Source organism: Microbacterium sp. F01, from assembly GCF_056156365.1.
In genome coordinates, this window is the sequence record NZ_CM149592.1 from 1,483,121 (window position 1) to 1,508,782 (window position 25,662).

At 70.2% G+C, this 25,662-nt stretch carries 29 protein-coding genes; 17 read left to right on the forward strand and 12 right to left on the reverse strand.

Annotated features, from left to right (window positions below; translation table 11 throughout):
• Nucleotides 1-2 precede the first annotated feature (2 nt).
• The 4 genes from ACVN90_RS06535 to ACVN90_RS06550 form a co-directional block, all read right to left on the reverse strand.
• Nucleotides 3-659: a hypothetical protein gene (locus tag ACVN90_RS06535; protein WP_475101336.1), complete on the reverse strand. Its 657-nt coding sequence runs from the start codon at nt 657-659 to the stop codon at nt 3-5.
• Complete coding sequence (gene gad / locus ACVN90_RS06540; RefSeq protein WP_475101337.1) at nt 656-2,023, reverse strand: glutamate decarboxylase; 1,368 nt, start codon at nt 2,021-2,023, stop codon at nt 656-658. Before gad ends, ACVN90_RS06535 begins: the two co-directional genes overlap by 4 nt.
• A gap of 158 nt (nt 2,024-2,181) precedes the next feature.
• Nucleotides 2,182-2,874 (reverse strand): response regulator, encoded by a 693-nt coding sequence (locus ACVN90_RS06545; protein WP_475101338.1) that lies wholly within the window; start codon nt 2,872-2,874, stop codon nt 2,182-2,184.
• On the reverse strand, nt 2,871-4,136 hold the full coding sequence (locus tag ACVN90_RS06550; RefSeq protein WP_475101339.1) for a sensor histidine kinase: 1,266 nt from the start codon (nt 4,134-4,136) through the stop codon (nt 2,871-2,873). The genes ACVN90_RS06545 and ACVN90_RS06550 overlap by 4 nt, the downstream gene beginning before the upstream one ends.
• Nucleotides 4,137-4,318: 182 nt before the next feature.
• On the opposite strand from ACVN90_RS06550, the gene ACVN90_RS06555 reads away from it, so the two are divergent.
• The gene (locus tag ACVN90_RS06555) at nt 4,319-5,770 is read left to right on the forward strand and encodes a cation:dicarboxylate symporter family transporter (RefSeq protein ID WP_475101341.1); all 1,452 of its coding nucleotides are present in this window, start codon (nt 4,319-4,321) and stop codon (nt 5,768-5,770) included.
• A 44-nt stretch (nt 5,771-5,814) separates the two neighbouring features.
• On the opposite strand, the gene ACVN90_RS06560 is transcribed toward ACVN90_RS06555, so the two are convergent.
• From ACVN90_RS06560 to ACVN90_RS06570, 3 genes are read right to left on the reverse strand one after another with little or no spacing between them, the layout of a single operon-like run.
• Nucleotides 5,815-6,000: a hypothetical protein gene (locus ACVN90_RS06560; protein WP_475101342.1), complete on the reverse strand. Its 186-nt coding sequence runs from the start codon at nt 5,998-6,000 to the stop codon at nt 5,815-5,817.
• Between the two features lie 13 nt (nt 6,001-6,013).
• Nucleotides 6,014-6,145 (reverse strand): hypothetical protein, encoded by a 132-nt coding sequence (locus ACVN90_RS06565; protein WP_475101343.1) that lies wholly within the window; start codon nt 6,143-6,145, stop codon nt 6,014-6,016.
• 9 nt (nt 6,146-6,154) lie between these two features.
• Complete coding sequence (locus ACVN90_RS06570; RefSeq protein ID WP_116193844.1) at nt 6,155-6,337, reverse strand: DUF5302 domain-containing protein; 183 nt, start codon at nt 6,335-6,337, stop codon at nt 6,155-6,157.
• A gap of 329 nt (nt 6,338-6,666) precedes the next feature.
• Between ACVN90_RS06570 and ACVN90_RS06575 the strand changes: the two genes are divergently transcribed.
• From ACVN90_RS06575 to ACVN90_RS06585, 3 genes are all read left to right on the forward strand, one after another.
• Nucleotides 6,667-8,946, forward strand: a complete 2,280-nt coding sequence (locus tag ACVN90_RS06575) for a polyribonucleotide nucleotidyltransferase (RefSeq protein WP_475101344.1) — start codon at nt 6,667-6,669, stop codon at nt 8,944-8,946.
• A gap of 292 nt (nt 8,947-9,238) precedes the next feature.
• Complete coding sequence (locus tag ACVN90_RS06580; protein ID WP_475101345.1) at nt 9,239-10,288, forward strand: aldo/keto reductase; 1,050 nt, start codon at nt 9,239-9,241, stop codon at nt 10,286-10,288.
• A 116-nt stretch (nt 10,289-10,404) separates the two neighbouring features.
• Complete coding sequence (locus ACVN90_RS06585; RefSeq protein ID WP_374977653.1) at nt 10,405-11,007, forward strand: histidine phosphatase family protein; 603 nt, start codon at nt 10,405-10,407, stop codon at nt 11,005-11,007.
• Nucleotides 11,008-11,014: 7 nt separating this feature from the next.
• Here the strand turns inward: ACVN90_RS06585 and ACVN90_RS06590 are convergent, their stop codons facing one another.
• The gene (locus tag ACVN90_RS06590) at nt 11,015-11,440 is read right to left on the reverse strand and encodes a GNAT family N-acetyltransferase (protein ID WP_475102076.1); all 426 of its coding nucleotides are present in this window, start codon (nt 11,438-11,440) and stop codon (nt 11,015-11,017) included.
• A gap of 118 nt (nt 11,441-11,558) precedes the next feature.
• Between ACVN90_RS06590 and ACVN90_RS06595 the strand changes: the two genes are divergently transcribed.
• Both ACVN90_RS06595 and ACVN90_RS06600 read left to right on the forward strand, forming a co-directional pair.
• Nucleotides 11,559-12,374, forward strand: coding sequence for a 4-hydroxy-tetrahydrodipicolinate reductase (locus ACVN90_RS06595; RefSeq protein ID WP_475101346.1), 816 nt, complete (start codon nt 11,559-11,561; stop codon nt 12,372-12,374).
• Nucleotides 12,371-12,820 carry a hypothetical protein gene (locus tag ACVN90_RS06600; RefSeq protein WP_475101347.1) on the forward strand — a complete coding sequence of 150 codons (450 nt, stop codon included), beginning with the start codon at nt 12,371-12,373 and terminating at the stop codon, nt 12,818-12,820. Before ACVN90_RS06595 ends, ACVN90_RS06600 begins: the two co-directional genes overlap by 4 nt.
• A gap of 13 nt (nt 12,821-12,833) precedes the next feature.
• Here ACVN90_RS06600 and ACVN90_RS06605 read toward each other — a convergent pair whose 3' ends face one another.
• From ACVN90_RS06605 to ACVN90_RS06620, 4 genes are all read right to left on the reverse strand, one after another.
• Complete coding sequence (locus ACVN90_RS06605; RefSeq protein WP_475101348.1) at nt 12,834-13,763, reverse strand: TIGR01777 family oxidoreductase; 930 nt, start codon at nt 13,761-13,763, stop codon at nt 12,834-12,836.
• The gene (locus ACVN90_RS06610; RefSeq protein ID WP_475101349.1) at nt 13,756-14,181 is read right to left on the reverse strand and encodes an OsmC family protein; all 426 of its coding nucleotides are present in this window, start codon (nt 14,179-14,181) and stop codon (nt 13,756-13,758) included. Before ACVN90_RS06610 ends, ACVN90_RS06605 begins: the two co-directional genes overlap by 8 nt.
• A 131-nt stretch (nt 14,182-14,312) precedes the next feature.
• Nucleotides 14,313-14,855: a DUF4395 domain-containing protein gene (locus ACVN90_RS06615; RefSeq protein WP_475101350.1), complete on the reverse strand. Its 543-nt coding sequence runs from the start codon at nt 14,853-14,855 to the stop codon at nt 14,313-14,315.
• Nucleotides 14,848-15,285: a TlpA family protein disulfide reductase gene (locus ACVN90_RS06620; protein WP_374977659.1), complete on the reverse strand. Its 438-nt coding sequence runs from the start codon at nt 15,283-15,285 to the stop codon at nt 14,848-14,850. Before ACVN90_RS06620 ends, ACVN90_RS06615 begins: the two co-directional genes overlap by 8 nt.
• Before the next feature lie 150 nt (nt 15,286-15,435).
• Between ACVN90_RS06620 and ACVN90_RS06625 the strand changes: the two genes are divergently transcribed.
• The 11 genes from ACVN90_RS06625 (at nt 15,436) to ACVN90_RS06675 (ending at nt 25,539) form a co-directional block, all read left to right on the forward strand.
• Nucleotides 15,436-16,245: a thymidylate synthase gene (locus tag ACVN90_RS06625; protein WP_475101351.1), complete on the forward strand. Its 810-nt coding sequence runs from the start codon at nt 15,436-15,438 to the stop codon at nt 16,243-16,245.
• Nucleotides 16,242-16,766: a dihydrofolate reductase gene (locus tag ACVN90_RS06630; RefSeq protein ID WP_475101352.1), complete on the forward strand. Its 525-nt coding sequence runs from the start codon at nt 16,242-16,244 to the stop codon at nt 16,764-16,766. The genes ACVN90_RS06625 and ACVN90_RS06630 overlap by 4 nt, the downstream gene beginning before the upstream one ends.
• A 21-nt stretch (nt 16,767-16,787) precedes the next feature.
• Nucleotides 16,788-17,552 carry an SDR family NAD(P)-dependent oxidoreductase gene (locus tag ACVN90_RS06635; RefSeq protein ID WP_475101353.1) on the forward strand — a complete coding sequence of 255 codons (765 nt, stop codon included), beginning with the start codon at nt 16,788-16,790 and terminating at the stop codon, nt 17,550-17,552.
• A 56-nt stretch (nt 17,553-17,608) separates the two neighbouring features.
• Nucleotides 17,609-18,586: a 4-hydroxy-tetrahydrodipicolinate synthase gene (dapA, locus tag ACVN90_RS06640; protein ID WP_116193831.1), complete on the forward strand. Its 978-nt coding sequence runs from the start codon at nt 17,609-17,611 to the stop codon at nt 18,584-18,586.
• 73 nt (nt 18,587-18,659) lie between these two features.
• Nucleotides 18,660-20,336, forward strand: a complete 1,677-nt coding sequence (locus ACVN90_RS06645) for a ribonuclease J (RefSeq protein WP_475101354.1) — start codon at nt 18,660-18,662, stop codon at nt 20,334-20,336.
• 24 nt (nt 20,337-20,360) lie between these two features.
• Nucleotides 20,361-20,855 carry an N-acetyltransferase family protein gene (locus tag ACVN90_RS06650; RefSeq protein ID WP_475101355.1) on the forward strand — a complete coding sequence of 165 codons (495 nt, stop codon included), beginning with the start codon at nt 20,361-20,363 and terminating at the stop codon, nt 20,853-20,855.
• Nucleotides 20,856-20,955: 100 nt separating this feature from the next.
• On the forward strand, nt 20,956-23,724 hold the full coding sequence (locus ACVN90_RS06655) for an FtsK/SpoIIIE family DNA translocase (protein WP_475101356.1): 2,769 nt from the start codon (nt 20,956-20,958) through the stop codon (nt 23,722-23,724).
• A 53-nt stretch (nt 23,725-23,777) separates the two neighbouring features.
• Nucleotides 23,778-24,350, forward strand: coding sequence for a CDP-diacylglycerol--glycerol-3-phosphate 3-phosphatidyltransferase (gene pgsA / locus ACVN90_RS06660; RefSeq protein ID WP_475101357.1), 573 nt, complete (start codon nt 23,778-23,780; stop codon nt 24,348-24,350).
• Nucleotides 24,347-24,838 (forward strand): CinA family protein, encoded by a 492-nt coding sequence (locus ACVN90_RS06665; protein WP_475101358.1) that lies wholly within the window; start codon nt 24,347-24,349, stop codon nt 24,836-24,838. Before pgsA ends, ACVN90_RS06665 begins: the two co-directional genes overlap by 4 nt.
• A 150-nt stretch (nt 24,839-24,988) precedes the next feature.
• On the forward strand, nt 24,989-25,297 hold the full coding sequence (locus ACVN90_RS06670; protein ID WP_018172206.1) for a helix-turn-helix domain-containing protein: 309 nt from the start codon (nt 24,989-24,991) through the stop codon (nt 25,295-25,297).
• A 17-nt stretch (nt 25,298-25,314) separates the two neighbouring features.
• The gene (locus ACVN90_RS06675) at nt 25,315-25,539 is read left to right on the forward strand and encodes a DUF3046 domain-containing protein (RefSeq protein ID WP_475101359.1); all 225 of its coding nucleotides are present in this window, start codon (nt 25,315-25,317) and stop codon (nt 25,537-25,539) included.
• Nucleotides 25,540-25,662 lie beyond the last annotated feature (123 nt).

Here is a 25,662-nt window from a genome sequence, read left to right on the forward strand (position 1 = left end):
TTTCACTCCGCCTCGCCGATCGTGCGGCGGGCGAGGAGGGCCGCCGCGAAGAAGCAGAGCGCGCCGACGCCGGTGCCGAGGTTCGCCCACAGCGGGCTCAGCAGCTCGCCGGTGGAGGGCACCACGAACGCCGCGACTGCCGAGACGCCGAACGCGATCGACCCCAGGAGGTTGAGGCCGGTGCCGTGCCACGTGCGGGCGTCGCGGTCCCACAGCGTGCCCCGGTCCTTCGTCGCGACCACCGCCAGCACGCTGGAGACGAGGAAGGCCACGGAGCCGAACGCGTCAGGCCGCCAACCCGCGCCGACGTAGTCCGGGTCGACGATCGAGGCGATCAGGGCGGCCGCGGTGGACACGTTGAACAGGAGCGTGCCGGCGAACTGGATCGCTGCAGCCCACCAGTCGAAGCGGTCCGCCCGATTCATGCGCGCGTCGGGCGTCGTGCGCCCGCTCAGCAGGAGCTGGATGAGCCCCGCCGTGGTGAAGAAGATCGAGCCGGCGAAGAACGTGATGTTCGCGCCCACCGGGCCCGCCCACTCGGCGTACGCCGGGACCACGCCGAGGAAGAACAGCGCCGATCCGACCGCGAAGCCCCACGACTCCCGTCGGAGTCGCCGGACGCGGCGCGCGGCCGGGTCCTCCGCTCGTCGCGTGCTCAATGGTGGAACGCGGGAGCGATGCCGGGGTGGGGCATCGGGCTGTCGAGCGAGTCGAGGAACTCGGTCTCGCTCTTGATGTCCTTCAGAAGGTCCTCGGCGAGGTCGCGGCTGAGCCCGTTGCGGCACACGATGCGCATCACGGTCTGATCCGACAGTTCGCCCGAGAGGGGATACGCGGGGACGAGCCATCCCTTGATCCGCAGCCGCTCCGACAGGTGGTAGAGCGTCCACTTGTCGGTGTGGCCCGGGGTGAGCCGCCAGGCGAACACGGGGATGTCGGTGCCGTCGCTCAGGAGCTCGTAGGCGTCGAGTTCGGCGATGGCCGACGACAGGTACACGGCGACGTCCTGCGAGGCCTGCTGGATCGCGGTGTAGCCGGCGCGGCCCAGGCGCAGGAATCGGTAGTACTGCAGCAGCACCTGGGTACCGGGTCGAGAGAAGTTGAGCGCGAAGGTCGGCATCGATCCGCCGAGGTAGCTCACCTTGAAGACGAGGTCGTCCGGCAGCGCCGCGGCGTTGCGCCACACCACCCAGCCCACGCCCGGGTACACGAGTCCGTACTTGTGGCCCGACGTGTTGATGGACTGCACGCGCTCGACCCGGAAATCCCACTCGAGGTCGGGCTGCAGGAAGGGCGCGATCATGGCTCCCGAGGCGCCGTCGACGTGCATCGGGATGTCGAGCCCGGTCTTCGCCTGGATCTCGTCGAGCTTCGCGGCGATGGCCTTCACCGGCTCATACGCGCCGGTGTAGGTGACGCCCACGATCGCGACCACGCCGATCGTGTTCTCGTCGACGTAGTCCTCGAGCCCCGAGCCGTCCATGAGCGGGTGCTCCGCGGTCACGGGGACGAGCCGCATCTCCACGTCGAAGTAGTTGCAGAACTTCTCCCAGCAGACCTGCACCGCCGAGCTCATGATGAGGTTCGGCTTCTCGGTGGACTTCCCCGCGGCGCGACGCGCATGCTGCCAGCGACGCTTGAGCGCGAGGCCGCCGAGCATGCACGCCTCCGACGACCCGATGGTCGAGGTGCCGATCACGTCCTCGGCGTCGGGCACATTCCACAAGTCGCCCAGGATGCGCCAGCAGCACTCCTCGATGGCGGCCGTCGCCGGATACTCGTCCTTGTCGATCATGTTCTTGTCGGCGGAGTCGACCGCGAGCCGATTGGCGTAGTCGTCCATCCACGTCCCGACGAACGTCGCGAGATTCAGCCGCGCGTTGCCGTCGAGCATCGTCTGATCGCGGATGACGCGGTAAGCGGTCTCGGGCAGCATCTCCCCGTCGGGGATGACGTTGTACCTCGCTGTCGTCGCCTCGCCGGCTCGGGTGAAGGTCGGCTGCAGCGCCTCGTCCTGATACATGGATCCTCCATCGCTGGGCGGACCGGTTGCGCAGGTGCGCGTCGGAGTCTGCGATTCACCGCACCCCGGTCGGTCCCTTCGGTGCCGAAGCTATACCGCTGAGACGGCGCCGTCATCCCTCAGATCGCGTGAGAGGGCGATGTTCGGAGTCTGTTCGCCTACAGAGCGGACGGATGCTGCGCCCACGCGTACTCGGACTCCGGCCGCCCACGCGTGCCGTAGCGGGCGGCGCGCTGCGCGCGGCCCTCGGCCACGAGGTGCTCGAGGTAGCGGCGCGCGGCCACGCGCGACATGCCCAGTCGCTCCGCCGCCTCGGCGGCCGAGACCGGCCCGCGTTCACGCACTTCGTCGCTGATGCGGACGAGCGTGTCGGCCGAGAGTCCCTTCGGCAGCGCCACCGGCGTGGCCGGGCGGAGCGCCCCGAGGAGCGCGTCGATCTCGGCCTGCGTCGGCGCCCCGGCGGTCTGAGCCGCACGCCGCCGGAACTCGCGGTATTGCTCCAAGCGCTCGCGGAAGACCGCGAAGGTGAACGGCTTCACGAGGTACTGCGCGACGCCGAGCGAGACCATCTGCCGCACGACGTCCGCGTCGCGGACTCCCGTGATCGCGATGACGTCGACGGCTGCGCCGCGCGCCCGCACGTGCCGCAGCACGTCGAGGCCGGTGCCGTCGGGCATCGTGACGTCCAGCAGCACGAGGTCGATCTCGCCGCCGCGCTCCAGCACGGCGTCGATCGCCGCCCGCGCCCCCGTGCACTCGCCGACGGCCTCGAAGTCGTCGAGGCGCGCGAGGTAGTCGCGATGCAGCTCGAGGGTGAGCGCATCGTCGTCGACGAGCAGCACGCGGATCATGTCGTCCTCGCCGGCAGGGTCACCACGAAGACCGTCGGGTCCTCCCGCAGCTCGATCTCGCCGCCCGCGCTCGCCACGATGGAGCGGACGAGCGCGAGGCCGACTCCGCGCCCCTCGGCCCCGCCGGGCTTGGTGGAGAACCCGTGTTCGTAGATGCGCTCGCGCAGCGCCTCCGGCACCCCGGGGCCGCTGTCCGACACCTCCATCCGCAGCGCCTCGGGGGAGGAGGAGGTCCTCCCGAACACGACGCGCACCCAGCGCGGTGCATCGGCGGCGGCCGCGGCATCCATCGCATTGTCGATCAGATTGCCGACGACCGAGACCGCATCGACGGGCGTCAGCACGCTTCGGGGCGCGTCCGGGTCGATCTCGGCCGACCACTCGATGCCGCGCTCGCGGGCCTGCGCGGCCTTGCCCAGCAGCAGCGCCCCCACCGTGGGGTCACCGCCACGACGCGCGGCGACCTGATCGACGAGCTCCTGAGACTGACGCGACGTCTCGGTGAGGATCTCGATCGCCTCGCCGGTGCGGCCGAGCTCGAGCAGCGACACCGCGGTGTGCATGCGGTTGCCGTGCTCGTGGGTCTGCGCGCGCAGCGCCTCGCCGAGCGTGCGCACCGACTCGTACGACGCGACGGCGTCGCGGATCGTCCCGGCAGGCAGGTCGCCCGCGACGCGCCGCGTGGTGCGTCGCGCGAGCCACGCGCCGACCAGGCCCGCCGCGAGGAGCGCGAGCGCGATCGACACGACGAAGGGCAGCCGCGGGATGATCTTCGACCAGATGCTGCCGATCGTGACGCCGACCGAGACCCAGCCGACGAGGTCTCCGTCGGCGGACACCGGCACGATCGTCCGCACCGACGGGCCGAGGGTGCCCGTGAACTCCTCGGTGAACACGCTCGGCGTGGCCGGGATCGTGCCGAGGTAGCGCCGGCCGATCTCGGCGGGGTAGCGGTGGCTCACGCGGATGCCGTCCGGGGTCATGATCGTGACGAAGTCGAGCCCCGTCCGCGTCATCACGTCCGCGGCGAGCGGCTGCAGGGTCTCGGACGGGGCCGGCGCGTCCAGGGCGTCCGCGACCTCGGGCAGCGATGCGAGCGACGTCGCGACGGCCCGCGTCACCTCCTCCGCCTCGTTCCGCTCCGAGCGCTCGGCGTCCAGCACGAGCACGGCGGCGAGGGCGGCGACGATCACGGCGGCGGAGACGGCGACGACGACGAACACGCGCGACGCCGCGCTGCCCTGCGTCGTCGTCGCTGACATGGCTCTCCTCATCGATGCCGCCGCCTCCATCCTCGCCGGTGAGGGGTGGGAAGAGGGAGCCCTGAGTCGCGACCAATACGACCGCAAATCGCGGCGCGACGGCAAGGCGCGCACGCTGTGGTCACGCCGCACTCTCGAGCGGCACCGCGGAAACACCGCCGTTCATCCCGCAGGAGGCAATGATGGCTCTCTCGACCCGCACCACGTCCTTCACGCTCCCCGGATTCAACTGGAGACGCGGCAAGCAGGCGTGGGACAAGCACACCTGGCTCTATCTCTCGGTCATCGCCGCCGTGGTCCTGGGCGCGATCGTCGGCCTCGTCTGGCCCGACGTCGGCGTCGCGCTCAAGCCTCTGGGCGAGGGCTTCGTCGCGCTCATCAAGATGATGATCGCGCCGATCATCTTCTGCACGATCGTGGTGGGGGTCGGCTCCATCGCCAAGGCGGCGACCGTCGGCAAGATCGGCGGCCTCGCCCTGCTGTACTTCATGGTGATGTCGACGTTCGCGCTCGCCATCGGCCTCGTCGTCGGCAACCTGCTGCACCCGGGCGAAGGCCTCAACATGGCGAACGCCACGTACGAGGCGACCGCCGAGGCGAAGACGACCCAGGAGTTCATCCTCGGCATCATCCCGACCACGTTCTTCTCGGCCTTCACCGGCGAGAGCGTGCTGCAGGTGCTGTTCATCGCCCTGCTCGTCGGTTTCGCGCTGCAGCAGATGGGCGACAAGGGCGCGCCGATCATGAACGCCGTGAAGCACCTCCAGGCGCTGGTCTTCCGCATCCTCGGCATGATCCTGTGGCTCGCCCCGATCGGCGCGCTCGGCGCCATCGCCGCCGTCGTCGGCAACACCGGCATCGCGGCCATCTGGGCCCTCGGCACGCTGATGATCGCGTTCTACATCACCTGCGTGCTGTTCATCGTCGGCGTTCTCGGCACGCTGCTGTACGTCGTCACCCGCGTGAACATCTTCAGCCTCATCAAGTACCTGGCCCGCGAGTACCTGCTGATCGTCGGCACGTCGTCCTCCGAGTCGGCGCTGCCCCGCCTCATCGCGAAGATGGAGCACCTCGGGGTCTCGAAGCCCGTGGTCGGCATCACCGTGCCGACCGGCTACTCGTTCAACCTCGACGGCACGGCGATCTACCTGACGATGGCGTCGCTCTTCATCGCCAGCGGCATGGGCGCCCCGATGTCGATCGGCCAGCAGATCGGCCTGCTCGTCTTCATGATCATCGCGTCCAAGGGTGCGGCGGGCGTCACCGGGGCCGGCCTCGCGACCCTCGCGGGCGGTCTGCAGGCGTACCGGCCCGACCTCGTGAACGGCGTCGGCGTCATCGTCGGCATCGACCGGTTCATGTCGGAGGGCCGTGCGCTCACGAACTTCACCGGCAACGCGGTCGCGACGGTGCTGATCGGCACGTGGACGAAGGAGTTCGACGGCGCTCGCGCGCGCCGCGTGCTGGCCGGCGAGCTGCCGTTCGACGAGACCACGCTGTCGGGCGACGGCCACGACGGGATGTCGCCCGCGGTGGACGCTGTCGGCGTGCAGGGTCTCGAGGAGGCCGCGATCACCGAGGCGGAGGCCAAGGAGCGCCGCGCCCGCGAGCGCGAGGAACTGCTCTCCCGCTGACGGACCGGAACGGGCGGGCGCGGGGGACACCCGCGCCCGCCCGTTCAGTCGTCCGGGCTGATCTCTCCGGCTTCGATCGCCGCCTCGCGCTCCTCCAGCTCGAGCTCGTCCACGTCCTCTTCGACCGCCTCGAGCGGATCGATGGTCGGCGGCGGCAGTTCGAACTCCACGCCGTCGTCGACCGGCACGTCCCGTTCGTCGTCGGGGATGCGCTCACGGAAGTCGCTCATGGCCGTCTCGCGATCATTCCTCGCCGTACGGCGGAAGCTCGTCTTCCTCGACGTCCTGCAGGGGAGGGGCGTCATCCTGACCATCGAGGTCGGGCAGCTCGTCGGCCTCGTTCGAGATCTCGTGGAACGTCGGGTCGAAGACCATGACCTGCTCCTATCCGCTCTTGCGACGGAACTCGCGTTTCGTGACCGCTCCGTGCGTGCCGTGGATGGCCGAGTCGCCGTCCATGTGGGCTTCGCCCTGACGGTGGTTCGCGTTCTTCTTGTCGAGTGCTTCCTTGAACTTGCGCTTCATCTCATCGGATGCCGCAGACGCCGGCTTCTCGTCGGTGCTCATGCCCCCACCCTAGGCGTGGCATCGGACGCTCGCCAGGGTGGGGGTCATCGGGGACCCTGCTGATAGGCTTGGGAAGGTTGTCGTCTGGCAACCGCCCAATTCCACATGTGAGCACTGTGCTTCATATGGGCACTGTGGAGCAGGCCGGCAGGAAGCTGGTCCCCTGTGGTGGATTCCCCGCCGACAGACGTCGGGTGATCTTCTACTGGTGACCAGCGCTGGCGAACCCCGCGGCACTCCCGCGCGCCGAGATCTGCCTGTTCCTGCTCCTTCGCACAAGCTCGTGCGCGAAACGCGCGTGCGAGCCTAAACAAAGAAGGAGAGACCTCTTGGAAGGTCCTGAAATCACCGCCGCTGAAGCCGTTCTCGACAACGGCCGCTTCGGCACCCGTACCGTCCGGTTCGAGACCGGACGACTCGCGCAGCAGGCACAGGGTGCCGTCGCCGCGTACCTCGATGAGGAGACGATGCTCCTGTCGGCGACCAGCGCCGGCAAGTCGCCTCGCGAGGGCTTCGACTTCTTCCCGCTGACCGTCGACGTCGAAGAGCGTTCGTACGCGGCGGGCAAGATCCCCGGTTCGTTCTTCCGTCGCGAGGGCCGCCCCTCGACCGAGGCGATCCTCGTCTGCCGTCTCATCGACCGCCCGCTGCGCCCGTCGTTCGTCGACGGCCTGCGCAACGAGGTGCAGATCGTCGTCACGGTGCTCTCGATCGCGCCGGGCGAGTTCTACGACGCGCTCGCGATCAACGCGGCGTCGCTGTCGACCCAGATCTCGGGCCTGCCGTTCTCGGGCCCGATCGCCGGTGTGCGCCTCGCGCTCATCCCGGGTCACGGCGAGCACGCCGACCAGTGGATCGCGTTCCCGACTGTGACGCAGCTCGAGGAGGCCGTGTTCGACCTCATCGTCGCCGGTCGCGTGCTGCCCGACGGCGACGTCGCGATCATGATGGTCGAGGCCGAGGCCACCGAGCACAGCTGGAACCTCATCAAGGCCGGTGCCACCAAGCCCAGCGAAGAGATCGTCGCCGCGGGCCTCGAGGCCTCGAAGCCGTTCATCAAGGAGCTCGTCGCGGCGCAGAACGTCGTGGCGAACACCGCCGCGAAGGAGATCCAGCCTTACCCGGTGTTCCCGCCCTACGCGCAGGAGACCTACGACTTCGTCGCCGGGCGCGCGTACGACCAGCTTGTGCCGGTGTACCAGATCGCCGACAAGCAGGAGCGCCAGAACGCCGACGACGCGATCAAGGACGCCGTCAAGGCCGAGCTGCTCGCCGCCGTCGAGGCCGGCGAGCTCCCCGCGGTCGCAACGCTCGAGTTCAGCGCCGCCTACAAGTCCGTCACGAAGAAGATCGTGCGCGGCCGCATCCTCGCCGAGGGCGTCCGCATCGACGGTCGTGGCCTGGCCGACATCCGGCCGCTCGACGCCGAGGTGCAGGTCATCCCGCGTGTCCACGGCTCGGCGATCTTCCAGCGCGGCGAGACCCAGATCCTGGGCGTCACCACGCTGAACATGCTCAAGATGGAGCAGCAGATCGACTCGCTGTCGCCTGTCACGAGCAAGCGCTACATGCACCACTACAACTTCCCGCCCTACTCGACCGGTGAGACCGGCCGTGTCGGCAGCCCGAAGCGTCGCGAGATCGGGCACGGCTTCCTGGCCGAGCGCGCGCTCGTGCCGGTGCTGCCCAGCCGCGAGGAGTTCCCGTACGCGATCCGCCAGGTGTCCGAGGCGCTCGGCTCCAACGGCTCGACGTCGATGGGCTCGGTCTGCGCCTCGACGCTGTCGCTGCTGAACGCCGGTGTGCCGCTGCGCGCGCCCGTCGCCGGTATCGCGATGGGCCTCGTGTCCGACGAGGTCGACGGCCAGACGCGCTACGCCGCGCTGACCGACATCCTCGGCGCCGAGGACGCCCTCGGCGACATGGACTTCAAGGTCGCCGGCACGAGCGAGTTCGTCACCGCGATCCAGCTCGACACGAAGCTCGACGGCATCCCGTCGTCGGTCCTCGCCGCCGCGCTGACCCAGGCCAAGGACGCGCGCCTCACGATCCTGGGCGTGCTCAACGCCGCGATCGACGGCCCCGACGAGATGGCGCCGACCGCTCCGCGCGTGATCAGCGTGCAGATCCCGGTCGACAAGATCGGCGAGCTGATCGGCCCGAAGGGCAAGACGATCAACGCGATCCAGGACGAGACCGGCGCGCAGATCTCCATCGAGGAGGACGGCACCGTCTACATCGGCGCGACCGACGGCCCTTCGGCCGAGGCCGCCCGTGCCCAGGTCAACGCGATCGCCAACCCCACCAACCCGGAGGTCGGCGAGCAGTTCCTCGGAACCGTCGTCAAGATCGCGACGTTCGGCGCGTTCATCTCGCTCCTGCCCGGCAAGGACGGGCTGCTGCACGTCAGTGAGGTCCGCAAACTCGCCGGCGGCAAGCGCGTGGAGAACGTCGAGGACGTGCTCTCGGTCGGTCAGAAGCTGCTCGTCAAGATCACGAAGATCGACGACCGCGGCAAGCTCTCGCTCGAGCCGGTGCTCGAGGAGGCTGCCGACCAGGAGGGTCGCGCCGCGGCCAGCGAGGGCCCGGAGGGTCCCGCCGAAGGCTGATGCACCTCGCCGTCCGGTGAACCCGGTCGATGGAATCACGGATGCCCGTCCCCGCGAGGGGGCGGGCATCCGTCGTAGGTCGTCCGGTAGGCGCTTCGCGCACTCTGTCCGCCGAACGGAGGACAAATGCCCTAGGTATCAGTGCTTCGTGACCAAAGCGTTATGTAATGTTTGCCCCAAGTTCGCCTGAGTGAACGGCTCTCTGTCCGGACTGGCCTACCCTGTGTGTAAGCGCCGGGGGGCGCGCATAGTGATCACGACATTCCCCAGGGGATTCGTGAGGGGGTGGCACATGGCTTACTTCGGCGTTGACTCGACGCTCCCGTCGTCGAGCACTGATGCCGCATCCGCATCGCTGGGCGCGGCACGCGGCCCGCATCCCTCCGCCCCGATCCCGGTGCAGGGTCCTTCCATCGGCAGCAACGTGCGCGTCGCGCTCGGCGAGAGCGGCTCGCACATCTTCCCGCTGATCCTCGGCGCCGCCGAGTTCGGGTGGAACGTCGACCTCGAGTCGAGCCACGCGATCCTCGACACGTACGCCGAACTGGGCGGCAACGCCGTGCACACCGCCGACAGTTATTCGAGCGGTCGCAGCGAGCACATCATCGGCCAGTGGCTGCAGTCTCGCGGCCTCCGCGACGAAATCGTCCTTGCGGTGCGCGTCGGCGGCCACGCCGACAACCCCGGGCTCGGCCCGGTCAACCTCGTGCGGGCCGTCGAGGCCTCGCTGAACCGCCTGCGCACCGACCGCATCGACGTCCTCTACCTCGACGCGACGACCGATCGCGCGTCGTCGCTCGAAGACACGCTCGCGACGGCGGAGTGGCTCGTCGAGACCGGGAAGGTGCGTGCGCTCGGCGCCATCGGCTACAGCGCGGCGCAGCTCGTCGAGGCGCGCATCTTCGCGTCGGCGGGCTACCCCCGCATCACGGTGCTCGACGTTCCGTTCAACGTGCTGCGCCGTCACGAGTTCGACGCCGATCTCCGCCTCGTCGCGGGGGCCCAGGGCATGGCGGTGACCCCGTCCCACGCGCTGGAGCACGGGTTCCTGGCGGGCCGGCAGCGCTCGAAGATCCGCGGCGCCCTCTCGGTGCGCGGGGCGCAGCTCGCGGCCAATCTCAACCGCCGGGGAAGCCGCACGCTGCGCGCGCTCGACGCCGTCGGCGCCGAGCTGGGTGTTCCCGATGCGGCGGTCGCCGTCGCCTGGCTGCTCTCGCAGAAGCTCGTCACGGCGCCGATCGTGAACGCGTACGCGCCGCAGCACGTCGAGGAGCTCGTGCAGGGCGTCGGCGTTCGCCTCAGCCGCGGTCAGCTGTCCGACATCGGCCACGCCTCGGAGTAGTCGCGTCCGCCGCTTGGGACTCGCCGTCCACAGGCCCCGGACCTCCCTGACGAGGTGTCGTAGGCTTGACGGAGTGCCTCTTCCCCGGGCACGCGACACCCGACGGAGTGAGCTGCGTGACGCACTACATCTACCTCGTGCGGCACGGCGAGCATCAGGACGCCGAGCACGGACTCGTCGACGGGCCCCTCTCGCCGCGCGGGCGGCGGCAGGCTGCGCTGCTCGCGGACCGGCTCTCGGGTGTGCCGTTCGACGCGCTGTGGCACTCGCCGCTCGAGCGCGCCAGCCAGACCGCTCGCGCGGTCGCCGAGCGGATGCCGTCGCTCACGCCGGAGCCGTCCGCGCTGCTGTTCGACTGCGTGCCGACGGGCATGACCGACGAGACGCCCGCCGCGTTCGAGCCGTTCTTCGGCTCGGTCACCGAGGCCGAGGTCGAGGCGGGCCGCGCGCAGATGTCGGATGCGACGAGCGAGTTCCTGGCGCGCAAGCGCGGCGAGGTGCACGAGCTCCTGATCACGCACAACTTCGTGATCGCGTGGTTCGTGCGCGAGGTGCTGCAGGCGCCCGACTGGCGCTGGATGACGCTCAACCAGGCGCACTGCGGACTCACGGTGATCGCGCAGAAGCAGGGCCGCCCGTGGACGCTGCTGTCGCACAACGACCTCGCGCACCTGCCCGTCGAGCTCCGGACCGGCCTCCCCGAGGTCTACCCGGTCTGAACGGCCCTCAGAGCGGCTTCCCGTACCACCGGGACGCGTTCGGGTTGTCGTTGTAGGGCTCGATCGCGACGAACCCGATGCGCGCGTACAGCGCTCCGGCCGCTTCGAGCGAGTGGTGCGTGTCGAGCACGAGCTCGGCCGCGCCGAACGCGCGGGCGCGCTCCACGAGGTCTTCGACGAGCAGTCGTCCCCACCCGCGCCCGCGTGTGACCGGCCGCAGGTACAGGTGCTTCAGCTCGTACCGTGTGCCGAGCGGCCCGTCGGGGATGAGACGGATGCCCCCGCAGCCCTGGGCGACGCCGTCGTCGTCGTCGAGGATGACGAAGACGCCGGCGGGCGGAACGAACGCCGCCGGGTCGGGGAAGATCGTGCGGTACGCGACGCCCTGGTCGGCGAATCCCTCGGTGCGGGTCCGGAAGTACTCGGCGAGCAGGTCGTGGGCATCGGCGCGTCGACGGGGGAGGGTCGGAGGGTCACCACGCCTCCAGCGTAGGCGCCTCCCACGACCGTCCGGCCCGGGTCCTGGCCGGACCGCCGCCTAGGATGGAAGCATGACGACACGCGTGGCCATCGTCGGCGGCACCGGAAAGCTCGGCGCGATCATCCGCGACGTGGTCGAGGCCGAGCCGGGCTTCGAGGTCTCCGCGGTCCTCTCGTCCCGCTCGGAGCTGTCGGAGCTCGAAGGTGCAGACCTGGTCGTCGACGCGTCGACGCCCGCGGTCTCGATCGACGTGGTCCGCGCCGCGATCGAGCGCGGAATCAACGTGCTCGTCGGCACCTCGGGGTGGTCGGCCGAGCGCATCGCGCTGGTCCGCCCGCTCGTCGAGGCCGCCGGCACCGGCGCTGTCTTCATCCCCAATTTCTCCCTCGGCTCGGTGCTGGGCTCGGCCCTCGCCGCCGCCGCGGCGCCGTTCTTCCCGTCGATCGAGATCGTCGAGGCGCACCGCGAGACGAAGATCGACTCGCCGAGCGGCACGGCCGTGCGCACGGCGGAGCTCATCGCCGCCGCGCGCGACGGCGTCGGCCCGGTCGAGTCGCCCCACGTCGACCAGCGCGCCCGCGGCCAGCAGGTCGCGAGCGTGCCCATCCACTCGCTGCGCCGCCCAGGCGTCGTCGCCCGTCAGGAGACGATCCTCTCGGGGGCGGGGGAGTCGCTCGCGATCGTGCACGACACCATCGAGCCTGCGCAGGCCTACGGTCCCGGCATCCGTCTCGCCCTCGCCGCCGCACGCGACGCCTCCGGTGTCACCGTCGGCCTCGACAGTCTGATCGACATCGGGATCGGCCGCCGCGCCGCTCAGCCCGACGGGGGACCCGTCGACGAGGGCGGAGTGCCCGGCCAGGTCGCCCGCGCGACCGGCGCATGAGCGCTCGCATCGGCGTCGCCGTCATGGCGGCGCTGCTCGCGCTGTACATCGTGCTCGTCGGGCAGCGTGCGTGGCTCCTGCTCGTGAGCGGCGACCCCGTCGGAATCGCGATGGGCGCCGCTCTCGTCGTGCTCCCGCTCATCGCCGCGTGGGCGCTCGGGCGGGAACTGTGGTTCGGCGTGCGCGCGCAGCAGCTCGGCAAGCGGCTCGAGGCCGAGGGTGCGCTGCCGCAGGAGCAGGTCGCCGTGAAGCCCAGCGGCCGCGTGCTGCGCGAGGACGGGGACGCCGTCTTCCCCGCGTACCGCGCCGACGTCGAGGCGCACCCCGACGACTGGCGGGCGTGGTACCGTCTCGGACTCGCCTACGACGCGGCCGGCGACCGCCGTCGCGCGCGCGAAGCGGTACGAGCCGCCATCCGCCTCGAGAAGGCCGACCGCCCCGCCTGAACGCGGAACCGGATCAGGATGCTGCGGGCACGGCCGCCGCGACCGCGTCCTCGACCGTCGGGCTCGAGAACGCGAAACCCGACTTCTCGAGGGCGTCGGGCACCACGTGGGCGTCGGCGGTGAGGATCGCCTCGGTGGCGTCCGGGCCGAGCACGAGCTTCATCGCCCACACCGGCGCGCGCAGCAGGTACGGCCGGTTCATCCGCACCGCGAGGGCGAATCCGAGGTCGTTCGCCGTGGCACGGGTGGGGCCCGAGAGGTTCACGGGACCGGTGAGACGGGCGTCGATGACGTGGCGGATCGCCCGCACCTCGTCCTCGAGGGAGATCCACGGCCACGCCTGCGTCCCGCGGCCGATCGGACCGGAGAGACCGAGCCTGGTGAGGAGCATCAGCGGTTTCAGTACGCCGTCGGTGTGCACGACCGGTGCCGTGCGGAGCACCGAGACGGCAGCATCCGTCCCCGCACCGTATGCCGCAGCCTCCCATTCCCCGCAGAGGTCCGCGAGGAAGGTCTCGCCGCGTGGCGCGTCCTCCGTGAACCGAGCACCGGGGCGCGAACCGTAGTATCCGACGGCCGACGCCGACACGAGATGCGGGGCATCCGTGCCCAGCTCGCGCACCGCGCGGGCGAGCGCGCGCGTCGGCGCGATGCGCGACCACAGCAGCGTGCCCTTGTACGACGGCGTCCAGGGGAACCGCCCGATGCTCGCACCGTTCAGCCCGACCACCGCACGGGCGCCCGCAAGCACCGCCGGATCGAGCGGCTCGGCCGTCGTGAGCCATTCGGCCTCGTGCGCGGCCTGAGCGGGCCGCCGCACGAGCGTCGTCACCTCGACGCCGTCGGCGCGGAGGCTGTCGACGAGCGCCCGGCCGATGAGGCCGGACGCCCCGGCGACGACGATCCGCCGACCGCCGTCACCCGTCGGTGGGCCTTCAGGCAAGCGTGGCCTCGATGGTGATCTCGATGCCCGCCAGGGCCTGCGAGACGGGGCAGCCGGCCTTCGCGCTCTGGGCGAGCCGCTCGAAGTCCTCGGGCTCGAGACCCGGGACGACCGCGTTGACGTTCAGGTGGCTGCCGGTGATGCCCGTGCCCGGCTTGAAGGTGACCGACGCGGTCGTGTCGATCGATTCCGGGGGAGTGCCGTTCTCGGCGAGAGCGAGCGAGAAGGCCATGCTGAAGCACGACGCATGCGCGGCGGCGATGAGCTCCTCCGGCGTCGTGACAGACGTGGAGCCCTCGCTGCGCGCCTTCCAGTTGACCGGGTAGGTCCCGAGGCCGGACGACACGAAAGTGGTCTCGCCGGAGCCGTCGAACAGCCCGCCCTTCCATACCGTGCTTGCTTCGCTCGTGACGGTCATGGGGGCCTCCTCGCTGGCGGGTCGCCCGCGTGCCGGGCGTCTCGCGTCAGCCTATGGCGTCGGGCTGCCGAACCGCGATGGGTTGACACCGGATGCTGCGCCCCTCGGCATCCGCCGGGGGTGGCGTCGCGTCAGGCCGAAGCCGGGCGGGCGCGGCCCACGATGCCCGCGCGCTGAAGCAGGAGGTACAGCTGGCAGCCGAGGCAGAGCCCGAAGACGGCGTTGAGGAAGGCGGCGATGAACGCGGCCGCCGCGGCGACGGTGAGCGCCCACGGTACGCCGAACAGCTGCAGCACCAAGCCGAGGGCTGAGACGAAGAGGCCGACACCCTGCGCGAAGCGCGGCGGGCGCGGGTCCTCGAGCTCGGTCGGCGGCGACAGACGCGGCGCGACGAGTCTGCGGTAGAGGACCCCCCACGGCGCCGTGCGGGGTGAGACGACGCCCCACAGGAACAGGAGGGTGGTCACGAGCAGCAGCAGGAACGCGGGATCGAGGAACCGCTCGGCGACACCGGCCGACGAGATCTCCCAGCCTTCGGCGGTCTGCGCGGTCGACAGCCCGGTCAGACCGAGGAAGACCACGATGAGCAGGAGCACGGCGGTGATCCCGGCCACGAAGCGCGGACCCCGGGGGTCGATGCCGCGCGGAGCCGCAGCATCCGTCCGATCAGACACTGGCGTCCTCCGCGATCAGGCGGTTCAGCTCGAGCTCGAGCACGTCGCGGCCGGGCGCGCCTCCGAAGCGGGTCTGCACGACGCCGTTGCGGTCGAGGACCAGCGTGGTGGGCGTCTGGAGCACGTGGAAGTGCTTCGCGATGTCGGGACGGTGGGTGAGGTCGACGTCGAGGTGGCGCACGCCCTCGTGGTCGTCGGCTATCGCCGCGAGCGTGCGATGCACACCGGGACACCGCGCGCAGAGCTCGGTGCTGAACTGCAGGAGGGTGGCGACTTCGCCGAGTCCGTCGGCGCCGAGGCGGTGAGGTTCGACGACCTCGTGCGCGACGTTGCGGCGGGCGTGGGACTGGCGCCAGTTCAGGAAGACACCGAGTGCCACCGTCGCCGCGAGGAGCGCTGCGAGGGCGATGAGGGCGCCGACGAGGTTCACAGCAGATCAGGCTAACCCCTTTCACCTGAATGGAGGCCGAATCCGCGAATATGACGCGACGGCTGTAACAGAAGGCGGGTGATCGGTGTGAGGAGGTCGCGCGGCGCGGGCACGGCCGCGATGTCGTGACGCGCGGGTATCGTGGCAGCCGTGACGACGCCGATCCCGACCCCGTACGAAGATCTTCTGCGCGATGTGCTCGAGCACGGCACCCACAAGGACGACCGCACCGGCACCGGCACGACGAGTGCATTCGGCCGGCAGATCCGGTTCGACCTGTCGCAGGGCTTCCCGCTCATCACGACCAAGCGGGTGCATTTCAAGTCGATCGCGTACGAGCTGCTGTGGTTCCTGCGCGGCGAGTCGAACGTCGCGTGGCTGCAGGAGAACGGCGTCACGATCTGGGACGAATGGGCGGATGCCTCGGGCGAGCTGGGTCCGGTCTACGGCGTGCAGTGGCGGTCCTGGCCGACGCCGTCGGGCGAGCACATCGACCAGATCGCGCTGGTGCTCGACCAGATCCGGGCGAACCCCGACTCCCGCCGTCTGATCGTCTCTGCGTGGAACCCTGCCGACATCCCCGACATGGCCCTCGCGCCGTGCCACGCGATGTTCCAGTTCTACGTCGCCGACGGCAAGCTGTCGTGCCAGCTGTACCAGCGCAGCGCCGACCTCTTCCTCGGTGTGCCCTTCAACATCGCGTCGTACGCACTGCTCACGCTCATGGTGGCGCAGCAGGCCGGGCTCGAGCCCGGCGACTTCGTGTGGACCGGCGGCGACTGCCACATCTACGACAACCACCTCGAGCAGGTGCGCGAGCAGCTCACCCGCGAGCCGTACCCGTACCCGACTCTCCGCATCGCCCGGACGCCCGACTCGATCTTCGACTACCGCTACGACGACTTCGTGCTCGAGGACTACCAGCACCACCCCGCGATCCGCGGGGCGGTCGCGGTATGACGGCCCCGATCGGCCTGATCTGGGCGGAGGCCCATGACGGCGTGATCGGTGCCGACGGCGGCATGCCGTGGCATGTGCCGGAAGACCTCGCTCACTTCAAGGCGCTCACGCTCGGCGCACCGGTCGTGATGGGCCGCCGTACGTGGGAGTCCTTCCCGGCGCGCTTCCGCCCGCTGCCGGGGCGGCGCAACATCGTAGTCACCCGCCACGAGGAATGGACGGATGCCGGCGCCGAGCGCTCCGGATCGCTCGAGGCCGCGCTGGCCCTGGCCGACGGAACGGAGCCCGAGCGCATCTGGGTGATCGGCGGCGGACAGCTGTTCCGGGAGGCCATCGACCTCGCCGACCTCCTGGAGGTCACCGAGCTCGATGTGAAGGTCGAGGGCGACACCCTGGCGCCCGACCGCGCCGGCTGGGTCACGGTCGCGACGGACCCGGAAGGCGGCTGGTACACGTCGGGTTCCGGCATCCGTTATCGCTTCCTGCGACTGGTGCGGCCGCCCGAGCGCGGCACGGACTGACGCGGCAATAGGCTGGCGCGCATGGCGAAGACGGCGCTCATCACCGGTGCGAGTTCGGGTCTCGGCGCGGAATACGCGCGTCAGCTCGCGGCGAAGGGCGCGCACCTCGTGCTCGTCGCCCGCGACCGGCAGGCGCTCGAGCAGCTCGCCGTGCGGCTGCGGTCGACCTACGGGGTGGAGGTCGAGGTGCTCGGCGCCGACCTGCTGAAGCGCCGCCAGCGCGAACGGGTGGAGGCCCGTGTCGCCGATGAGACCCGACCCATCGAGATCCTCGTGAACAACGCCGGGTTCGGGCTGCCGCTGGCCTTCGAGCGCAACGACATCGAGGACGAGGTGCGCCACCTCGAGCTGCACGTCGAGGTGCCGATGCGCCTCACGCACGCCGCACTGGGCGCGATGCTCGCGCGCGGCCACGGTCGCATCATCAACGTCGCGTCGGTCGCGGCGTTCATCCCGCGCTCGACTTACGGCGCCTGCAAGGGGTGGCTCGTGAGCTTCAGCCGGTGGGCCAACGGCCGTTACGGCCCGCGCGGAGTGACGGTGACCGCGGTGTGCCCGGGGTACACGCACACGAACTTCCACGAGCGCCTCGGGCTGCCGCCGGGGCAGGAGGGCGTGCCCGACGGGATGTGGCTCGCCGCGCGCGACGTCGTGGCCGAGTCGCTGCGGGATGCCGCCCGAGGTGTGCCGGTGTCGATCCCGTCGCTGCGGTACAAGCTTCTCGTCGCGCTCGCTCGCTTCGCCCCGCCGTCGGTCGCCGCCCGCCTCGGAGAGCGCGGCCGCTGAGCAGAGCCCGGCGTCACCGGGCGCGGAGGGGCGCGGCATCCCGATAACCTGAGTGCATGACGCATACGGGCAATCCCTTCGGACAGGTGCTCGTCGCGCTCGTCACTCCCATGACGGCCGACGGCGAAGTCGACTGGCCCGCTGTCGAGAAGCACATCGACGACGTCATCACCGCGGGAGCCGACGGCATCGTCGTCACCGGCACCACGGGTGAGACGTCGACCCTCACCGATGCGGAGAAGATCCGCCTCGTCGAGGTCGGAAAGGATGTCGCCGCCGGCCGCGCCAAGATCATCACGGGTGGCGGGTCGAATGAGACCGCCCACGCGATCGAGCTCTACAAGGCCAGCGAGAAGGTCGGTGCCGACGGCATCATGATCGTCACGCCGTACTACAACAAGCCCACGCAGGCCGGCATCCTCACGCACTTCCGCCTGGTCGCCGACGCGACCGATCTGCCGGTGATCCTGTACGACATCCCCGGCCGCACCGGTGTGCCGATCCGCTACGAGACGATCCTGCGCCTCGCCAAGCACCCGAACATCCTCGCCATCAAGGACGCCAAGGGCGACTTCAGCGAGGTGAGCCGCGTGCTCAACCAGACCGACCTGATGTACTTCTCGGGCGACGACGCCAACGTGCTGCCGCACCTCGCGATCGGGGCCACCGGCCTGATCGGCGTCACCGCGAACATCGCGGCCCAGCCGTACCGCGTGATCGTCGACGCCGTGAACGCCGGCGACCTGAAGACCGCCACCGCCGCGCACCAGCAGCTCGAGCCGCTCGTGCGCGCCGTGATGACGCACGTGCCCGGCACGGTGTCGGCGAAGTACATCCTCCACGGCCTCGGCCGCATCGGCAGCCCGCGCGTGCGGCTGCCGCTGGTCGGACCGGAGGAGTGGGAGGCCGCCAAGATCGAGGACGAGCTCGCGCTCGTGAGCGCCGTTCCCGGCGCCGACTTCTCGAACTTCCGCCCCGACCGCAACGCCGCCGCCGGCGGCGCGCTGCCGAAGGTCTCGGGCACCACGAGATGACGAATCGCGCCGTCGCGGAACGGTCGACGGCGCGCAGATGACGGGTGTCCCAGCGCCCGGAGGAGGCTTCGCAATGCCCACCACCCCGTACGACCCGCCGGAGCTTCCGGCAGCAACCCTCCGGATCGTCCCGCTCGGCGGTCTCGGCGAGGTCGGCCGCAACATGACGGTGTTCGAGTACGGCGGGAAGCTGCTCGTCGTCGACTGCGGCGTACTGTTCCCCGAGGAGCACCAGCCCGGCGTCGACCTGATCCTCCCCGACTTCGAGCCCCTCAAGAAGCGGCTCGACGACATCGTCGGCGTCGTGCTCACGCACGGCCACGAGGACCACATCGGCGCGGTGCCGTACCTGCTGAAGCTCAAGAGCGACATCCCGATCATCGGCTCCGGGCTCACGCTCGCGCTCACCGAGGCGAAGCTCAAGGAGCATCGCATCAGGCCCTACAGCCTCACGGTCGCGGAGGGGCAGAGCGAGAACCTCGGGCCGTTCGAGCTCGAGTTCGTCGCGGTGAACCACTCGATCCCCGACGCCCTCGCCGTCGCGATCCGCACCCCGGCGGGTCTCGTGCTCGCCACCGGCGACTTCAAGATGGACCAGCTGCCGCTCGATGGCCGGCTGACCGACCTCCGCGCGTTCTCGCGGCTGGGGGAGGAGGGCGTCGACCTCTTCCTCGTCGACTCCACCAACGCCGACGTGCCGGGCTTCACGCCGCTCGAGCGCTCGATAGGCCCGGTGCTCGACCAGGTCATCGGCAAGGCGCCGCGGCGCGTCATCGTCGCGAGCTTCTCGAGCCACGTCCACCGTGTGCAGCAGGTGCTGGACGCGGCCGCCGCCCACGGCCGCCGCGTGGCTCTGCTCGGCCGGAGCATGCTGCGCAACATGACGATCGCCGAGGACCTGGGCTACCTGCACGTGCCCGAGGGCGTGCTCATCGACTACAAGAAGGCGCGCGACCTGCCAGACGACCAGATCGTCTACATGTCGACGGGCTCGCAGGGCGAGCCGATGGCCGTGCTCAGCCGCATGGCGAACCTCGACCACGCGATCGAGCCGGGTCCAGGCGACACCGTGATCCTGGCGTCGAGCCTCATCCCGGGCAACGAGAACGCCGTCTACCGCGTCATCGACGGTCTCACCAAGCTCGGCGCGAACGTGGTGCACAAGGGCAACGCGAAGGTCCATGTGTCGGGCCACGCCGCCGCCGGCGAGCTGCTCTACTGCTACAACATCCTGAAGCCGAAGAACGTGCTGCCGGTGCACGGCGAGTACCGCCACCTGATGGCGAACGCCCGCCTCGCCCAGGACACCGGCATCGACCCCGAGCGGACGATCATCGGCGAGAACGGCACCGTCGTCGACTTGAAGGACGGCGACGCGCGAGTGGTCGGCCAGCTCGACCTCGGCTTCGTCTACGTCGACGGGTCGACCGTCGGGGAGATCACGGATGCCGACCTCAAGGATCGCCGGATCCTCGGCGAAGAGGGCTTCATCTCGGTGATCGTGGTGGTCGACGCGACGACGGGCAAGGTCATCTCGGGCCCGGAGATCCACGCGCGCGGCTTCGCCGAGGACGACGCCGTGTTCGAGGACGTGAAGCCGAAGATCGCCGCAGCGCTCGCGGAGGCCGCGAAGTCCGGTGTCCGCGACCAGCACGCGCTGTCGCAGGTGGTGCGCCGCACGATCGGCCGCTGGGTCAACCAGTCGCTGCGCCGCCGGCCCATGATCGTGCCCCTCGTCATCGAGGCGTAACACGCGGCCCGTACGATCGGCGTCGTGGCCTCCTCGTTCCGCATCCGCCCCGCCGTGTCGGCTGACGGCGCATTCCTCGGCGACATGGTCGTCGAGGCGGCGAACTGGCGCCAGGGCGGTGCGAAGCCCCGTCACGAGGTGATCGGCGGCGCCGACCACCGGCGTTACGTGGCCGGCTGGATGCGGCCGGGCGACGCCGGTTTCGTCGCCGAGGACGCCAACGGCGAGCCGGTGGGCGCAGCCTGGTACCGGATGCTGCCGCGCGACGATCCCGGATTCGGATACGTCGGTACGGGCGTCCCCGAGCTCATCATCGGCGTCCGCCCGATCTGGCGTGCGCACGGCGTAGGGCGGGCGCTGCTGCAGCGGCTGTGCGAGCACGCGGGGGCGCAGGGCTTCGCGCGCATCAGCCTCAGCGTGGAACGCGACAACTTCGCGTCGACGCTGTACCGCAGCGAGGGGTTCGCCGTCACGCAGAGCGGATCGGGCCGCGACACGATGGTCAAGCGCCTGCGCTGAGGCATCCGGCCTTCCGGCGCGCTCCGCGACGCGCCCGGCCTGCGGCCCCACGGCGGCGTGGTTGCGGGCAAATGTCGGGGTGTCGGCCTACCGTGGGGGAATGGCCAGGAGCTCAAGCCCGACCAAGGGGTCGCGCGCGTCTTCGAGCGCGTCGACGAACGCGCGTTCGAGCGCGTCCTCGTCGGCGCGCAAGCCCGCGGCCGCCAAGCCGGCACCCGCACCCAAGCGCTACGTGAACGAGCCCGACCGTCCGCCGGTCATCGTGCGGGCGTGGATGGGCCTTGCGCACGCCACCGGCGGCCTCTTCCGCGCGTTCGGTCCCGAGGCGCTCGAGAAGGACCAGCGTCGCGACGGCTTCCCGTTCCTCCTGGTGCTGCTCGCGATCGCGGGCGCCGTGAACGAGTGGTTCTTCATCGGCAACGAGGTCGCCAAGACCATCAGCGCCTACACCGTGGGGGGCCTCATCGGCCGCGAGGCGTTCGTGCTGCCGGTCCTCCTGCTCATGCTCGCGGGCTGGATGTTCCGCCATCCGTCGTCCGTGCACGACAACGGCCGCGTCGGCATCGGCTTCGGGCTGTTCGTCCTCACGATCGCCGGCTTCTGCCACGTCGCCGGCGGTCGCCCGCAGCCGAACCAGGGGCTCCCCGCGCTCAGCGAGGCGGGCGGGCTCTTCGGGTGGATGCTCGGCGAGCCGCTCGCGCTCGTGCTGACCGACGTCGGCGCGTACATCGTGCTGTCGCTGCTGGCCGTGCTCAGCATCCTGATCATCACGAAGACGCCACCGAACCGCATCGGCCGCCGCCTCGGCGAGCTGTACGCCTGGATGTTCGGCGCCGAACCCCGGGAAGAGAAGGCGACGACGGATGCTGCGGCCCCTGCCACTGCGGACGACGAGGCCGACTCCTCGCTGCCGTTCTGGCGTCGTAACAAGACGGGGCGCGAGAAAGACCCGGAGGGCGGACTCGGCTCGCAGGACCTCACGGAGCTGCTGACGCCCGGCACGTCGCAGGGCGGATTCGAGCAGGCGATGGCCGCGCCCGTGACCCCTCCGCCGGCGCCCGCGACCGACGCGCTCACCGAGGTCATCGACCCCGCCGTGCTGTCGGCGGCGAAGGCGGCGACCTCGTCGCGCACGTCGCTGCGCGACGACGCCGAGGTCATCGAGGACGACGGCACGCTTCCCGGCCTCGACGGCATCGGCTCGGCCACTGCGGTCGACTCGCCGTCCGCCCCGTATCGGCTGCCGTCCGTCAACTCGCTGGCCGCAGGATCGCCTCACGTGGCGCGTTCTCAAGCCAACGACGACACGGTGCGCGCGATCACGAGCGTGCTCGAGCAGTTCAATGTGGATGCACGCGTCACCGGCTTCTCGCGCGGCCCGACGGTCACGCAGTACGAGATCGAGGTCGGTCACGGCGTCAAGGTGGAGCGCATCACCGCGCTCACGAACAACTTCGCGTACGCCGTTGCCTCCAACGAGGTGCGCATCCTCGCGCCGATCCCGGGCAAGAGCGCCATCGGTGTCGAGATCCCCAACACCGACCGCGAGATCGTGACCCTCGGCGACGTGCTGCGCTCGCAGACGGCGACCAGCCAGACGCACCCGATGACCATCGGCGTCGGCAAGGACGTCGGAGGCGGCTACGTCGTCGCGAACCTCGCCAAGATGCCCCACCTCCTGGTCGCCGGCTCCACCGGCTCGGGCAAATCGAGCTTCGTGAACTCGATGATCACGAGCCTGCTCATGCGCGCCAAGCCCGCCGACGTGCGCATGGTGCTCATCGACCCCAAGCGCGTCGAGCTGACGTCGTACGCGGGTGTGCCGCACCTCATCACGCCGATCATCACGAACCCCAAGAAGGCCGCCGAGGCGCTGCAGTGGGTCGTGAAAGAGATGGACATGCGCTACGACGACCTCGCGTCGTTCGGCTTCCGTCACATCGACGACTTCAACAAGGCGGTGGTCGCCGGCGAGATCACGCTCCCGCCGGGCAGCGAGCGCGTGCTCAAGCCCTACCCGTATCTGCTGGTGGTCGTCGACGAGCTCGCCGACCTCATGATGGTGGCGCCGCGCGACGTCGAGGACTCGATCGTCCGCATCACGCAGCTCGCGCGCGCCTCGGGCATCCACCTGGTGCTCGCGACGCAGCGACCCTCGGTCGACGTCGTCACGGGCCTCATCAAGGCCAACGTGCCCTCGCGGCTCGCCTTCGCGGTGACGAGCGTCACCGACTCCCGCGTCATCCTCGACCAGCCCGGCGCCGACCGCCTGATCGGCCAGGGCGACGGCCTGTTCCTGCCCATGGGAGCGTCGAAGGCGCTCCGCGTGCAGGGCGCCTGGGTGAGCGAGAAGGAGATCGAGGACGTCGTCAAGCACGTCACGCACCAGGCGCGACCGGAGTATCGCGCCGACGTGGCGGCAGTCGCCGAGAAGAAGGAGATCGACGCCGACATCGGAGACGACCTCGAGTTGCTGCTCGCGGCGGCCGAGCTCGTCGTGTCCAGCCAGTTCGGCTCGACATCGATGCTCCAACGCAAGCTCCGGGTCGGATTCGCGAAGGCCGGCCGCCTGATGGACCTCCTCGAGTCGCGCGAGATCGTCGGCCCGTCCGAGGGGTCGAAGGCCCGCGACGTGCTCGTGACGGTCGAGCAGCTGCCGTCGGTGCTCGCGCGTCTGCGCGGCGAGGACGTGCCGGTCGCAGCACCGGCACCGGCACCGGCACCTGCACCGGCGCCTGCGGTTCCGGCCGCGGAGGCGGATGACCGCTACGGGACGGATGCCGTGGCCTCGCAGTACGACGGCTACCCGGTGGTCGAGAGCGACGACGACGGTTCCGAAGACGCGTGGGGTCTCACCGGACGCGACTGACCCGGCGCCGCCGCGGCCGCACCGCGCCGGCACGCGCCGATAGGCTCGGGTCCATGGCGATCCCCCGGCAGCTGCCCAACGCGATCACGATCGTGCGCATCCTGTGCGCACCGGTCTTCCTGTGGATGCTCCTGGCCGACGGGGGAGCGGATGGTGCCCTCCGCTGGTGGGCGGCCGTGCTGTTCATCGTCGCGATCGCCACCGACGGGATCGACGGCTTCCTCGCGCGCAAGTACGAGATCGTCACCGACCTCGGCAAGCTCCTCGATCCCATCGCCGACAAGGTGCTCACCGGCTTCGCGTTCATCGGGCTGTCGATCCTGGGGGAGCTCCCGTGGTGGATCACGATCGTCGTGCTCATCCGTGAGATCGGCATCACCGTGTACCGCTTCATGGTCGTGAGCGATCACGTGCTGGCCGCCGCCTGGATGGGAAAGCTCAAGACCCTCGCGCAGGGTCTCGCGCTCTCGTTCGCCCTTCTGCCACTGTGGACCGTCGTCGGGGACTGGATCTTGTGGGTCAACGGCGTGCTCATGACCATCGCGGTGATCCTCACGATCGCGAGCGGCATCGACTACATCGTGACCGAGATGCGCGCCGCCCGTGCGAAGCGGAGGGACGCGTGACGGATGCTGCGCCCCTGAGCGCTGCGCTGCTGCACGCGCTCGACGGACGAGGCTGGTCGATCGCCGCGGCGGAGTCGCTGACCGGCGGACGCGTCACCGCGACGCTCGTCGACGTGCCTGGCGCGTCCGCACACGTGCGAGGAGGCATCGTCGCGTATGCGACCGACATCAAGGCGAGCCAGCTGGGCGTGGACGCCGATCTGCTGGCCGTTCGCGGCCCTGTCGACGCCGACGTCGCGGTGCAGATGGCGCAGGGCGTCCGCCGCGCGCTTCGGGCCGACGTGGGCGTCTCGACGACCGGCGTCGCGGGCCCCGACGCGCAGGACGGCAAGCCCGTCGGCACTGTCCACATCGCCGTCGTGACCCCCGAGGAGACCGCAGTGTCGACCCTTGCATTGTCGGGGACGCGCGACCAGATCCGCACCGGGACGGTGCAGAGCGTGCTGGAACTGGCGCTCACCGTGGTGGGCGACATCCGTCATCCGTGACACCGAGTCCGGGAACAGATGGTGTTTCGTCTCGGTTACATTCGGAGATTCCCACCCATTGCCCAGTCCACGGGATTAGATTGACATCATCCGGTGCTGTACTGTTGGCCACCCGGACGACGGTGGAATCAGAAGTGAGGAGGGGCCCTGATGATCCTGGTACGTCAAGAGATCGGCGAAGTGCTTCGTGATTTCCGCCAGCAGAAGGGGCGGACCCTCCGCCAGGTGGCCAGCCGCGCAAGTGTCGCGCTGGGCTATCTGAGCGAGGTGGAGCGCGGCCAGAAGGAGGCCTCGAGCGAGATCCTCGCGTCGGTGGCCGAGGCGCTCGATGTTCCGATCTCGATCATCATGCGCGAGGTCGGCGACCGCATCTCGGTCCTCGAGGGCCTGCAGACCTTCCCCGACGTCGTCCCCGACGACCTCGTGGCCTCGGTCGACGCCGAGCTGTCGCTGCGCTGATCACGCGCCTTCTCTGTATGCGTCGCAGTGAGTTCAACCGTGCCGTGAACGACGAGTTCGGCGTGCGCGCGAACGCCGTCGTGACGGATCTCTACCTGTCGAAGGTGGGTGGCCGCACCGCCGCCCAGGCGATCGACGCCGGTGTCGACCCGCGTGAGGTGTGGCTCGCACTGTGCGAGGAGCTCGACGTTCCGGCCGAGCGCCGCTACGGCGTCGGGCGACTCGAGCCGCGCCGCCGCTGACCTCCTCGGCGGTGTGTTTCTCCGCGCCCGCACCCGGCGTGTCATCGAAGAAGTGTTCGAGATCCGCGTAGGCTCCTGCACAGCAGGTGTCGAGAGCGTGTTTTCCACGGACCGGGAAGGAGC

What these genes read in the sequence shown, in the direction of transcription:
- ACVN90_RS06555 (WP_475101341.1), top strand. Translation starts at nt 4,319, where the DNA reads ATGGCTCTCTCGACCCGCACCACGTCCTTCACGCTCCCCGGATTCAAC.
- ACVN90_RS06570 (WP_116193844.1), bottom strand. Translation starts at nt 6,337, where the DNA reads ATGAGCACCGACGAGAAGCCGGCGTCTGCGGCATCCGATGAGATGAAG.
- ACVN90_RS06645 (WP_475101354.1), top strand. Translation starts at nt 18,660, where the DNA reads ATGCCCACCACCCCGTACGACCCGCCGGAGCTTCCGGCAGCAACCCTC.
- dapA (WP_116193831.1), top strand. Translation starts at nt 17,609, where the DNA reads ATGACGCATACGGGCAATCCCTTCGGACAGGTGCTCGTCGCGCTCGTC.
- ACVN90_RS06630 (WP_475101352.1), top strand. Translation starts at nt 16,242, where the DNA reads ATGACGGCCCCGATCGGCCTGATCTGGGCGGAGGCCCATGACGGCGTG.
- ACVN90_RS06600 (WP_475101347.1), top strand. Translation starts at nt 12,371, where the DNA reads ATGAGCGCTCGCATCGGCGTCGCCGTCATGGCGGCGCTGCTCGCGCTG.
- ACVN90_RS06635 (WP_475101353.1), top strand. Translation starts at nt 16,788, where the DNA reads ATGGCGAAGACGGCGCTCATCACCGGTGCGAGTTCGGGTCTCGGCGCG.
- ACVN90_RS06610 (WP_475101349.1), bottom strand. Translation starts at nt 14,181, where the DNA reads ATGACCGTCACGAGCGAAGCAAGCACGGTATGGAAGGGCGGGCTGTTC.
- ACVN90_RS06545 (WP_475101338.1), bottom strand. Translation starts at nt 2,874, where the DNA reads ATGATCCGCGTGCTGCTCGTCGACGACGATGCGCTCACCCTCGAGCTG.
- ACVN90_RS06560 (WP_475101342.1), bottom strand. Translation starts at nt 6,000, where the DNA reads ATGAGCGACTTCCGTGAGCGCATCCCCGACGACGAACGGGACGTGCCG.
- gad (WP_475101337.1), bottom strand. Translation starts at nt 2,023, where the DNA reads ATGTATCAGGACGAGGCGCTGCAGCCGACCTTCACCCGAGCCGGCGAG.
- ACVN90_RS06655 (WP_475101356.1), top strand. Translation starts at nt 20,956, where the DNA reads ATGGCCAGGAGCTCAAGCCCGACCAAGGGGTCGCGCGCGTCTTCGAGC.
- ACVN90_RS06550 (WP_475101339.1), bottom strand. Translation starts at nt 4,136, where the DNA reads ATGTCAGCGACGACGACGCAGGGCAGCGCGGCGTCGCGCGTGTTCGTC.
- ACVN90_RS06565 (WP_475101343.1), bottom strand. Translation starts at nt 6,145, where the DNA reads ATGGTCTTCGACCCGACGTTCCACGAGATCTCGAACGAGGCCGACGAG.
- ACVN90_RS06675 (WP_475101359.1), top strand. Translation starts at nt 25,315, where the DNA reads ATGCGTCGCAGTGAGTTCAACCGTGCCGTGAACGACGAGTTCGGCGTG.
- ACVN90_RS06595 (WP_475101346.1), top strand. Translation starts at nt 11,559, where the DNA reads ATGACGACACGCGTGGCCATCGTCGGCGGCACCGGAAAGCTCGGCGCG.
- pgsA (WP_475101357.1), top strand. Translation starts at nt 23,778, where the DNA reads ATGGCGATCCCCCGGCAGCTGCCCAACGCGATCACGATCGTGCGCATC.
- ACVN90_RS06670 (WP_018172206.1), top strand. Translation starts at nt 24,989, where the DNA reads ATGATCCTGGTACGTCAAGAGATCGGCGAAGTGCTTCGTGATTTCCGC.
- ACVN90_RS06580 (WP_475101345.1), top strand. Translation starts at nt 9,239, where the DNA reads ATGGCTTACTTCGGCGTTGACTCGACGCTCCCGTCGTCGAGCACTGAT.